This window comes from Streptomyces sp. S.PNR 29 (assembly GCF_030386795.1).
GTDB lineage: Bacteria > Actinomycetota > Actinomycetes > Streptomycetales > Streptomycetaceae > Streptomyces.
In genome coordinates this window covers 252,207-262,481 of the sequence record NZ_JANUQM010000009.1, presented here as the reverse complement: position 1 = coordinate 262,481, position 10,275 = coordinate 252,207, and the positions used below count along the sequence as shown (strand labels likewise).

11 protein-coding genes and 2 pseudogenes are annotated in these 10,275 nt (G+C 69.3%); 5 read left to right on the top strand and 8 right to left on the bottom strand.

Features of this window, described 5'->3' with window-relative positions; genetic code table 11:
• The coding region (locus tag NW895_RS24655; RefSeq protein ID WP_289938101.1) for a trypsin-like serine protease at window positions 1-1,517 on the bottom strand (1,517 nt) is incomplete at its 3' end.
• On the opposite strand from NW895_RS24655, the gene NW895_RS24650 reads away from it, so the two are divergent.
• Entirely contained in the window at window positions 1,510-1,788 is a 279-nt protein-coding gene (locus NW895_RS24650) for a hypothetical protein (protein ID WP_289938100.1), read from the top strand. The genes NW895_RS24655 and NW895_RS24650 overlap by 8 nt on opposite strands.
• A 194-nt stretch (window positions 1,789-1,982) precedes the next feature.
• Here the strand turns inward: NW895_RS24650 and NW895_RS24645 are convergent, their stop codons facing one another.
• Entirely contained in the window at window positions 1,983-3,101 is a 1,119-nt protein-coding gene (locus tag NW895_RS24645) for an NAD(P)/FAD-dependent oxidoreductase (protein WP_289938099.1), read from the bottom strand.
• A gap of 53 nt (window positions 3,102-3,154) precedes the next feature.
• Here NW895_RS24645 and NW895_RS24640 point away from each other — a divergent pair, with 53 nt between their 5' ends.
• Window positions 3,155-3,847 (top strand): TetR/AcrR family transcriptional regulator, encoded by a 693-nt coding sequence (locus NW895_RS24640; protein ID WP_289938322.1) that lies wholly within the window; start codon window positions 3,155-3,157, stop codon window positions 3,845-3,847.
• Window positions 3,848-3,995: 148 nt separating this feature from the next.
• Window positions 3,996-4,397 (top strand): DUF4345 family protein, encoded by a 402-nt coding sequence (locus NW895_RS24635; RefSeq protein WP_289938098.1) that lies wholly within the window; start codon window positions 3,996-3,998, stop codon window positions 4,395-4,397.
• A gap of 102 nt (window positions 4,398-4,499) precedes the next feature.
• Here the strand turns inward: NW895_RS24635 and NW895_RS24630 are convergent, their stop codons facing one another.
• The 3 genes from NW895_RS24630 to NW895_RS24620 form a co-directional block, all read right to left on the bottom strand.
• Window positions 4,500-5,036: an IS3 family transposase gene (locus NW895_RS24630; RefSeq protein ID WP_289938097.1), complete on the bottom strand. Its 537-nt coding sequence runs from the start codon at window positions 5,034-5,036 to the stop codon at window positions 4,500-4,502.
• Window positions 5,037-5,259: 223 nt separating this feature from the next.
• A complete protein-coding gene (locus NW895_RS24625; protein WP_289938096.1) occupies window positions 5,260-5,787 on the bottom strand; it encodes a hypothetical protein in 528 nt (175 codons plus the stop codon).
• Between the two features lie 19 nt (window positions 5,788-5,806).
• On the bottom strand, window positions 5,807-5,995 hold the full coding sequence (locus NW895_RS24620) for a hypothetical protein (protein ID WP_289938095.1): 189 nt from the start codon (window positions 5,993-5,995) through the stop codon (window positions 5,807-5,809).
• Between the two features lie 686 nt (window positions 5,996-6,681).
• Here NW895_RS24620 and NW895_RS24615 point away from each other — a divergent pair.
• A pseudogene (locus NW895_RS24615) lies at window positions 6,682-6,801 on the top strand (flavoprotein); the annotation flags it as partial.
• 2 nt (window positions 6,802-6,803) lie between these two features.
• Here NW895_RS24615 and NW895_RS24610 read toward each other — a convergent pair.
• Window positions 6,804-7,223 (bottom strand): annotated as a pseudogene (locus NW895_RS24610) (mobilization protein); the annotation flags it as partial.
• 207 nt (window positions 7,224-7,430) lie between these two features.
• Between NW895_RS24610 and NW895_RS24605 the strand changes: the two are divergent.
• Window positions 7,431-7,955: a CGNR zinc finger domain-containing protein gene (locus NW895_RS24605; protein ID WP_289938094.1), complete on the top strand. Its 525-nt coding sequence runs from the start codon at window positions 7,431-7,433 to the stop codon at window positions 7,953-7,955.
• Window positions 7,956-7,968: 13 nt separating this feature from the next.
• Here the strand turns inward: NW895_RS24605 and NW895_RS24600 are convergent, their stop codons facing one another.
• Both NW895_RS24600 and NW895_RS24595 read right to left on the bottom strand, forming a co-directional pair.
• Complete coding sequence (locus NW895_RS24600) at window positions 7,969-8,886, bottom strand: AEC family transporter (protein ID WP_289938093.1); 918 nt, start codon at window positions 8,884-8,886, stop codon at window positions 7,969-7,971.
• Window positions 8,883-10,130: an aminotransferase class I/II-fold pyridoxal phosphate-dependent enzyme gene (locus tag NW895_RS24595; RefSeq protein ID WP_289938092.1), complete on the bottom strand. Its 1,248-nt coding sequence runs from the start codon at window positions 10,128-10,130 to the stop codon at window positions 8,883-8,885. Before NW895_RS24595 ends, NW895_RS24600 begins: the two co-directional genes overlap by 4 nt.
• Window positions 10,131-10,275 lie beyond the last annotated feature (145 nt).

Here is a 10,275-nt window from a genome sequence, read left to right as displayed (position 1 = left end):
GTGGTCGCCTTCCCGGTGCCCTTGTACAGGTAGAGCGTGCCGCCGGGGGTGCGGGCCAGGAAGTCGGCGTTGCCGTCGCCGCTGATGTCGCCGACCGCGTCGAAGGCGTTGTAGCCGGTCCAGCCGCTGCGCACCTTGATCCGCGAGGAGAAGGCCTCGGAGCCGGGCTTGCCGGTGCCCTTGTACAGGTACAGGTCACCGGTGCTGGACTGGCGGGCGAGCAGGTCGGCCCTGCCGTCCCCGGTGAAGTCGCCGTGGCCGCGCACGGAGTTGTACTGGTTCCAGCCGGTGCGCACCGAGAAGCGGGAGCCGAAGGTGCCGTTGCCCTTGCCCGGGTAGATCCACAGGGTCCCGCCGGAGTCCACCGACAGGATGTCGGGCAGGTAGTCGCCGGTGACGTCGCCCGGCGCGATGACGCGGGTGCGGGTCTTCCAGCCGGTGAAGATCTTCGTGTCGGTCCAGGAACCGTCCGTACGGGCGCTGTTGAGCACGAAGTGCTTCCAGTACACGTCACCGGTGGAGCTGACCCGGTAGATCAGGTCCTGGTAGCCGTTCCGGTCGAGGTCCGTCTGGAGGACCAGGTTGACGCCGCTCCAGTTGCCCCAGGAGACGCGGGCACCGAAGGAGCTGCCGCTGGAGTCCTTCTCGTAGCCGGTCTTGGTGGAGGAGGCCCGGACGAAGATGTCGGCCCTGCCGTCGGCCTTGTTGTTGAAGGTGCTCAGGTTCGTGTCGTCGATCTGGGCATAAGCGGAGCCGACGTAGGCACCCACCCTGGTGAAGACGCTGTACTTGTCCTTCGCCACGCAGTCGTTGTAATAGCCCCAGGAGGCCACGCCGGCGATCCTGCCCCCCACCACGAGCGGGCCCCCGAAGTCACCGTCGCATATCGCGCTGGTGCCGGTGTCGCTCCCGCTCTGGGTGCCCGCGCAGACCATCCTCCCCGCGACGAAGGCCGTGTCGTAGGCGCCGGAGCAGGTGCTGTCGGACTGCAGGGTCAGTGTGGCCGTCCGCAGCGTCGGGGAGGTGTCCTGGCTGGTGGAACCGGTACGGCCCCAGCCGTAGACCTTCGCCTGGGTGCCGGCGGTGTACGAGGCGGTGTCGCCGTAGCCGACCATGCGGATCGGCGTCGCCTTGACCGGGACGGTCATGGTGAGCAGGCCGAGGTCGCCTTCGTACCTCCCCGTCTCCTTGTCCACCGGGTCGTATCCCGGCTGCCACCACTGGCGCAGCACGGCCGTGGCCTGCCCGCCGTGCAGGTCCGTGGTGCCGGTGGAGTCGGTGGTGGGCAGCTGGTCGGTGCCCGTGACGACGGCGCCATGGGCCCGCCAGTCGTAGTCCCTGTTGTCGTTCCTGAGGCAGCGGGCGGCGGTCAGGATCTTCGTCGGCGCCACGACCGCGCCGCCGCAGAAGAAGCCCACGTCGTCGCTGGTGTCGGTGGTGTTCCTGTCGTCGTGGTACCAGAGCTGGGCCATCCACGGGGCCGTGCTGATGGTGGTCTCGCTGCCACCGATGATCATCGGTTCGACGTTCGACGTGCTGGAGCTGGAGCTGGAGCTGGAGCTCAGCGACGATGTCCTGGTCGTCCGACCCGCGGTGTCGGTATCGGCGAGGGCGCCCGCGATGCGGTTCTCCAGGGTGGAGAGCGAGGGCGAGCCGATGACCGGCTCGGCCGTCGGGGCCGGCACGGCGGTGGCCGCACCGGCGGAGGAGGTCATCACCCCGGCGACGACGGCCGCGGCGACACCGACGGCGGCGAAGGGCAGGACGATGCGAATCCGGCGTCTGTGACGGCCGCTGGACGGTGTCGTGGCCAAGGGAGTCCCCCCAGAGGAACATAAGACGGAGGAGGCGAGGCGCGCCCCTCCCTCTCAGCGCCACGAAGCCGGCCTCCGTCACTGACGACGGAGGCCGGCCTCGAAGGGTCGGCGAGCCGGGCCGGCCTTGCCTGTCCGGGCGCCCGCCGAAGCTCTCGCGCTGGGCGGTCAGGACGGCTGGACTTGGTCGAAGAGGGCGAGGGCCTCGGCGGGGTCCGGGCTCACGAGCCGCTCCAGACCGGCCGTCGTCATCTCCGCCCACCTGCCGGCCCGTGCCCACATCTGTTCCTCGAAGGCGCGGACGGCCTCGTCCAGATCTCCAGGGCCGGTGGCGATGGCCTCGGCGAGTTCGGCGCCTTCCAGCATCGCCAGGTTCGCGCCCGCCCCCAGCGGGGGCATCAGATGGGCGGCGTCGCCCAGTAGCGTCACTCCGGACACGTGGGCCCAGGTGTGGGACACGGGCAGGACGTAGAGGGGGCGGTGGACGAAAGCGGTGCCGTGGCGGAGCAGGTCGAGGACGGCAGCGGCCCAGCCGTCGAACAGAGCCAGCAGATTCGATCGCACGGCCTCGACGTCAGCCAGGTCAAGGTGTGTGTGCCAGTCCAGCGGCGCGCGGAACTGGGCGTACACCTTGACGTGGCCGCCGCTGTTGCGTTGGGCGACGAGAGCTCGGTTCACGCCGTACACCGCCACGGAACCGTCGCCGATCAACCGGGCGAGACCGGGGTGGCGGGTGTCGACGTCGTCGAGGGAGGTCTCGACCAAGGTGACGCCGGTGTAGTGCGGCGTCACCGGCGAGACGGCCGGGCGCACCCGGGACCAGGCGCCGTCCGCGCCGACCACGAGGTCGAACGTCTCCTGTCGCCCGTCCGCGAACTGGACCAGTACGCCATCCGCGGTCCCCGGCACCACCTGCGTCACCCTCCGACCCCACTGGACGTCGAGGGGGCCGAGCAGCAGGTCACGGAGTTGCCCGCGGTCGATCTCGGGATTGGCCCGGTCATCCGGACGGGCTCGCCAGTCGCGCAGGACGGTCCCGTCCGCGTCCAGGATGCGCATGGCCTGCCCCTCGGGACGAGACAGCGCCAGGAACTCCCCCAGCAGCCCCGCCTTGTCCAGCGCGAGCTGGCCCAGCCCTTCCTGCAGGTCCAGCGTGCCGCCCTGGGGGCGGGCATCGGGGGCGGGATCGCGTTCGAGGACGGCGACGGGGTAGCCATGGCGGTGCAGGACACGGGCGAAGGCAAGGCCGGCGGGGCCGCTCCCGACCACGGCGATACGGTGTCTCATGTCGATACACTGTATTTCCGCAATACGACGCATCGCAAGGGAACGGTGTGACCATGACTGTGTGGGACCGGCCGGAGCCGCCGACTCGCCCCGTGCCGCTCGACCGGGAGCGGATCGTCGCCGCCGCCATCGCGCTGGCCGACGAGGGCGGGCTGGAGGCGGTGACGTTGCGCAAGGTCGCCGCCCGGTTGAACGCCGGCCCGATGCGGCTGTACGGATACATCTCCACCAAGGAGGAGCTGTTCGACCTCATGGTGGACGAGGTCCACGCCGAGATTCTCCCCGAGGAACAGCCCGGTGACTGGCGGGAGGCGCTGCGCGTCCTCGCCCACCGCACCAGGCAGACCGCTCTCCGTCACGAATGGCTGGCCGACCTGCTCGGCGGCCGCCCTACCCTGGGCCCCAACGGCCTCGCCGTGACCGAGGCCACGCTGGCCGCCCTCGACGGCCTCGCCGACATCGACACCGTCCTGCGCGCCGCGGAGACTGTCAGCGCCTACTTCACGGGCGCGATCAGGCGCGAGATCGCGAACCTGCGGGCCGAGCGCGCCACGGGCCTGTCCGAGCGCGACTGGCAGCGCGCCTCCGGCCCGCATGTGACGAGCATGCTGGCCACGGGCCGCTTCCCGGCGCTGACCAAAGCCGTGTACGACGGCACGGACGTGGACGCCGAGGCATCCTTCGCGACCGGCCTGGACTGGGTCCTCGACGCCGTGGCCGCCAGACTCACCCCGCCGCCGGCGTGACGCTGCGTGGTCACTGCGCCGGGCAAGGGAGGACGCCCGGCCCGCGCTCACGACGTCAGCCGCGGCGCCATCCGGGAGAAGTCTCACCAGCGGGCCTCGGGAACTCGGCGCTGCGATCAGCCTTTACCCCGGGGGTAATTGAAGGGGCATGCGCTTCGGGGACAGCCTCTTCGCCATGTCTGCCCTTGGGATAGGTGCCGTGGCCCTCTTCTTCCTAGGCATGGGCTTATTCGGCCTTGTTGCGCCCACTGCGCTCATCCGGCCCTTCGGTATCGAGCTGAGGGTCCCGGAAGCACGGGGCGAGGTCCGCGCCGTCTACGGCGGGTTCGGTGTCGGTTTCGGAATCCTGCTCGGCTGGGCGGCTCTCCATGCTTCCGGTGATCTGCGACGGGGGATCGTGCTGGCGGCCGCGGTGGCGCTTGCGGGGATGGCTCTTGGGCGGCTGGTGTCCCGCGCCGTGGAGGGGCCGTCGGCGTTCTATCCGGCGTGGTTCTACTTCTGGGTCGAGGTGCTGGGCGCCGGGCTGCTGGCCGCAGCTGTTCTCGGGTGACCTGAACTCCGCCCCGTCCGGCAAGGCTCACGGGAGATCCCCGTCCCAGGGATCGAGGGCGTGCGGCGACCCCAAGACGTCGGTGGCTTGTTGGTGTCCAAGTCAAAGTTCGGTTTCACCGAGACCTGGGGCACGGGCTCGCGGCCGGAACACATCCGCGAGGTGGTCGACGACAACCAGCCCCGGTCCAGTGGGAGTTCCAGCACGGTCACGTCGCCACAAGGCCATGTCGAGGGCGTCCAGGACGAGCTTGGCCCGCTTGCTGGTGGCCGCGGACCAGCCGACGATCGCCCGAGAGAAGACGTCCACGACGAACGCGACGTAGACGATCCCGGGCCAGGTGGCCACGTAAGTGAAGTCGGCGATCCACCGCTCGTCCGGCCGGGACGCGGTGAAGCCGCGCCTGAGCAGGTCAGCTGCCCGTTCGTGCCCGTCGTCGCGCACGGTGGTGCGGATCTTCCTGCCGCGTCGGGCGCCTTCCAGCCCCAGCTCGCGCATCAGCCGGGCGACCGTGCGGCGGGCCACGGGTATGCCCTCACGGTGCAGCTGCCGCCAGACCTTCCGCACTCCGTAGACGCCGTAGTTGTCGGCGTGGACCCGGCTGATGTGCGTCCTTAGCTCCGCATCGAAGTGGAGCATGGGCTGGTCGTGCTGGAGTTCCCGGTATTCGACCCGAGTTGGTGGCCGGGCCAGCAAACGTCGACCGGCAGTTTGGCAAGCCGGCCGCCCGTCCCGGGGTCGCCCTGCAGCCCGTCGAACTTGTGCTGGGTCAGTGCTGTCTCGCCGAGCACCTGGCTGCACAAGCCGACTACGTACGCCTCGTCACTTTCCGAGGCGGCTGTCACACCGGCCCGTACGGATTTCAGAGGTCGTCTTCATCGACGGGTTCGGGCTCGCGGGTGTAGGCGAGGTCGAGGACGTAGCGCTCGGTGACGGGGCAGTTGTTCCAGGCTTCGGTGAGCTGGTCTTCGGGGGAGTCGTCGGTGAGTTGGTCGAGGGTGGTGTTGTAGTAGTCGGCTGCTGCTTGGCGGTTCTGCCACCAGGCGTGGCCTTCATAGACGCCGGGGCGGGGCAGGGTGATCTCGTCGGCGGGTCCGCGGTCGAGTTGGCCGACGACCAGGACGCCTGTCTCGGATTCGAGGCTGACGTCGGTGTGCCCTTCGGCCTCGGCGGGCGGGGCGGGTGGGGTGTCCCAGATGCGGATCGTCATCTGGACTTTCATGTCCGGTTGCAGGCTGAGGAGGTACAGGTGGTAGCCGTTGCCGGCCACGACCTGTGTCTCCGCGGCGTCCATGGCTGCTTCGTCGCCGAGGTAGGCGTCCGCGTCGTAGACCTCCAGCACGCGGCGGCCGGGGGTGGCGGTGACGGTGCGTTCGGCGAGAAGCGCCATGGTCAGTGGTGTCTTCCTGCTAGTTGGTGATCTTCACGTAGAAGGGGTCGTCGTCCAGGACGCGGTTGAGGGTGTACATCTCGTTGAGCCGCTCTCCGCCCTTGCGGTTGTCCTTCCGGGCACGTCGTTGACCATAGGGGCGCTCCGCAGCGCTTCGCGTACGAACACCACGTGCCCTCTTGATGCCGGCGGTCGGGGCTGGTGCCAAGGGAAGGCACAGGGGCCCTGGTCGCCCTGTTGGAACACGATCAGACGGGTGCTGGTGGCCGTTATCTGTCGCTTCCGTTCGGTGGCGATTCGATCGGGGCCGAGGTGGCTGAGGACGGGGATCACGGTGCCGTAGGTGTCGGGGAGCTCGAGGGCGTCGAGAAGACCGACGAAGGCGGGGGAGCGGACCGACACCCACACAGGGTCAGCTCGTGCCGCCGGCAGTACTCGGTGAGGCAGTCGACCAACGCCGCGTGGCGGGCTTGGCCCCCCGGTGACGTGGCGTACGTAGCCGAAGACCTGCGGGCCGGTGACCGGGCGGCGTTCGGTGATGAGTTCCTCGTCCATGTCCCCAGCGTCGGTCGGCGCGAGCGGCCTCGAAATGACCTGCTGTTGTACTTCCGTTGCACTCCCCACCCTGTGCCGTCACAGAGGGTGCTTACATACGTGACGGAGGGAGGTCAGCCGTGGTCAGCGTGCAGCAAGGGACGGTGGCCAAGTGGGAGAGCCTGGGAGCCGAAACCCAGCCGCGGCCCGATACTCAGGCGATCCTCGACACCGCGCTCGCTCGTGCCGATGCTGCCGCCCAGGCCCGGTTCGAGGCGGTGCTGTTCCCGGACCGGAAGAGTGCGAGGCCGGCCGACTACGAGACGTGGACCGAGGACATCGAGCGGGCCGTGGCCTGCATCAACCGCCATGGACATCCCGATCGCTGTGCTGCCGTACCTGAACTCGGCCCAGGCCGCCCACCCCGCATACCGGCAGAGTCTGGATCGGCTGCGCGAGATGGGCGTCCTGATTGGCTCGGGTTGGGGGCGCAGGTGCTGGGGTGCGAGAAGGGGAAGGGCGTCGAGCGCCTCGCCGAAGACAGCGAGGTGGGCCTGGGCGGCTTCGTCATCGCCCTGGGCGAGGTGGTGGGGGATGCCCTCGGTCGCGGCGGTGGCCTGGTGCCAGGGGTTGGGCCTGTGCCGGTCCGCCTGGTCGGCGGGCTGCGGTTCGATGTTCGCCAGGCGTTCTTGGATCTTGGGGAAGGACAGGTCCGGAGCGAGTTTGGAGCCGGAGTACCAGATCGGGCCGTTGGGGTCGTCTGCGAGTGCGACCTTGTAGCCGCGTACGTCGCCGGAGGGGAAGTGCACGATCTCGACGAGCATGCCGTCGATGTGGCGGAGCAGGTGGACGAACTCCTCCATGCTGGAGGCTGCGGCCACGGCGGTGCGGACGGTGGCGCGTGCTGCTGGCTGACGTGACGAAACGGTCTGGGCGACGTTGACGGCGTCGCGGTACGTCCAGTACCCGGTGTCCACGGCAGGGGGAGAGGCGGGTGGCGCCTTGATCGCGGCATCTCGCGCAGTTGAGCTGGGAGGCAACCCGCTGGGCGCCGGGCTCAGGTCTCGGCGCGCCTGGCTCCGCCAGAGCCTCCGTGTTGTAATGGTCAAGTGCAGTTTGAGCATGACAACATGGTCGGGGTTCACTTGGCCGTGGCGCTGGTGAATCTCGATTCGAGTGGTTCATGGATGCCTGAGACGCTCGAACAAGCGCTGCGGGCGCATCAGATCCGTCGTCCACAGGTCACTGGCTCGACGGCCGAGGACATCAGAGCGTGGTCGCGGCTGATGAGGCCGGTCTTCGAGGCATCCTCACAGGCCGAACGCTGCGAGAGGATCAACGCGCTGCTCGCGGAGGGCGCCGGAACCGTGTATCTGACCACGCACGACAACCTGCGGCCCCACTTGCACTTCGCTCCCGATGCCCAGGACCTCCAAAGCCGCGTGAAAGCCGTGACTGCCGGAGGTCTGGCCCTTTTCGCCCTGCAGGCCGAAGGGGAACGACTGGGCGTCTGCGCGCTGGGCTCTTGCCGGACCGCTTTCGTCGACACCAGCCGCAACGGCCGCCGTGCCTACTGTTCCCCCCGCTGCGCCAATACCGATGCGGTCCGCCGCCACCGCGACAAGCGACGCTAGCGTCGGGTCGGCGCTATGCCGGGACCAGTGCCACGACGAGCGGCACAGCGGCTGTACCCAGGAGTGTCTGTGTCGCGGTGATCCCGGCCATCAGTGGTGCGTCGCCACCGAGTTGCCTGGCCATGATGTACGACGACGACGCCGTGGGCAGGGCCTGGAAGAGCACGGCGATGATCAGCGCCTGAGAACCCAGGCCGAAGAGCTGGGCCGCCAGGAACGTCGCGGTCGGCATGAGCACGAACTTCACGGACGACGAAGCGAGGATCGGCGCCACCCACGACCGCGCCGAACCGAAGCGCAGAGCGGCACCGATGCAGAGCAGCCCCAGGGGCATCGAGGCGGCGCCCAACGCCTGGAGCGCTGATTCGATGCCTGGCGGCACGCTCAGATCGAGTGTCCGCAGGAGGATGCCGCCTGCGCAGGCGAGGATGAGCGGGTTGGTCACGAGATGCTTGACGACGCCCGCGAACTGCAGACGCGCGGTCCCGAACCGAGCGAAGACCAGCACGCACAGCACATTGACGGTAGGCACGATCGCGGCGTTGCAGACCGCGGCGAAGGCGACGCCCTGAGTGCCGAACAGACCGGCGGCGATCGTCACGCCGATGTAGTTGTTGAACCGGATGCTGCCTTGGAAGACCGAGGTGAAGGCGTCTCCATCCAGCCGCATCAGTGGCTTGCAGGCGATGACCAGCGCGGCCACCGCCACTGTGGCGGCGATCAGGGCGCCTGCCAGGGCCCCTGCCGGCAGATCGTCGGTGTCGGCGGTCGCAAGGCTGTGCAGAAAGAGGGCCGGCAGCAGGACGCGGTAGCTGAGGCGCTCGGCTTCGGACCAGAAACCTTCGTCCGTGATCACCGAACGCTTGAGCGCGTAGCCCAGCGCGATCAGCAGGACGATCGGCACGAGCGCCCTTACGGTCAGGGCGATCACGCGGAGACCCCGTCCAGCGTGGCGACGATGATGCGGCAGCCCTCCTCCAGGGTGGCGATGTCGGTGGCGAAGGAGAGCCGCAGGTGACCCGGCGCTCCGAAGGCGCTGCCCGGGACAGTCGCGCATCCCGCTTCGAGGAGGGCGTCCGCCGCTGCGAGGTCGTCGCCGGCCGCGAGGCGCGGGAAGAGGTAGAAGGCGCCGTCGGGTTCCACCGTGTCCAGGTGCCGGCTCCGCTTGAGGATCGCCAGGCCGGCATCGCGCCGTCGGCGGTATGTCTCCCGTCGTTCCGCCAGCAGATCCTGCGGCCCCTGCAGGGCGGCGACCGCGGCGATCTGGCTCACGGCGGAGGTCTGCGTGCAGTTGTGCGTCTGCACGGCGGTGGTGCGGCGGACCAGATCGGGCGGGCCGAATCCCCAGCCGACCCGCCAGCCGGTCATCGCGTAAGCCTTGGAGACGCCGTCGACCAGCAGGATCCGCTCGCGCAGGTCGGGCGCGACCTGGGCGATGCTGACGTACTCCCGGGCGTGGTAGCGGATGTGGGCATAGATCTCGTCCGACAGGATCAGCGTCGAGGGGTGGCGCCGCAGTACCTCGGCGAGACCGGCCAGGAGGTCATGGCTGTAGGTGGCGCCCGACGGATTTCCCGGAGCGTTGAGCACGGCCCAGCGGGTGCGCTCGGTCATGACTGCTGCCAGCGCGCCGGGGGTCAGCCTGAACCCTGACTCGGCCGAGCAAGGAACGATCACGGGCACTGCACCGCACAGGCGGACCATGTCCGGATAGCTGGCCCAGTAGGGCGCTGGGATGATCACCTCGTCGCCCGGGCGCAGGGTGGCGAAGAACGCGTTGAAGATCACCTGCTTGGCGCCGCACCCCACGGCCACCTCGGCGTCCGAATAGCTCAGATCGCGGTCTCGTGCCAGCGCATGCCGTGCGGCACGGCGCAGTTCGGGTATCCCGTTGGCCGGTGTGTAGCCCAAGGGGCGGGCGGCGGCTCGCTGGGCGGCGTCAACGGCGTGCCCGGGTGGGGCGAAGTCCGGCTCGCCGAGCGTGAGGTCGATGATGCGACGGCCGGCCGCACGGTACTCGGCCGCCCGGCGGGCCATCTCCAGGATCGGCGAACCCTCGGGCTCGGCCGACCGCGCGCCTCCTGCTTCTTCGATGGTCGGGCGGGATGGATCAGTGGTCTGCGGGCGGCGATCAGTGGTTTGCGGGCTGAGCGCCGTACGGTTCATGCCGTTCATGCCGACAGGCTGATGTAACGTCGTTAGGTATTTCACCCATTACAGATCCGCCGGACGGCCGCCGGACGGTCCGTGGGTGCCGTCCGGCCCCCGGTGTGAACCCGCACGCGGTGGCGCCTGTCTGCGGAAATGCGGGCAGTGCTTG

Coding starts and splice junctions, on each gene's coding strand:
- NW895_RS24595 (WP_289938092.1), bottom strand. CDS start 10,130: ATGAACGGCATGAACCGTACGGCGCTCAGCCCGCAAACCACTGATCGC.
- NW895_RS24650 (WP_289938100.1), top strand. CDS start 1,510: ATGATCATCGGTTCGACGTTCGACGTGCTGGAGCTGGAGCTGGAGCTG.
- NW895_RS24625 (WP_289938096.1), bottom strand. CDS start 5,787: ATGGCGCTTCTCGCCGAACGCACCGTCACCGCCACCCCCGGCCGCCGC.
- NW895_RS24640 (WP_289938322.1), top strand. CDS start 3,155: ATGACTGTGTGGGACCGGCCGGAGCCGCCGACTCGCCCCGTGCCGCTC.
- NW895_RS24635 (WP_289938098.1), top strand. CDS start 3,996: ATGCGCTTCGGGGACAGCCTCTTCGCCATGTCTGCCCTTGGGATAGGT.
- NW895_RS24645 (WP_289938099.1), bottom strand. CDS start 3,101: ATGAGACACCGTATCGCCGTGGTCGGGAGCGGCCCCGCCGGCCTTGCC.
- NW895_RS24630 (WP_289938097.1), bottom strand. CDS start 5,036: ATGCTCCACTTCGATGCGGAGCTAAGGACGCACATCAGCCGGGTCCAC.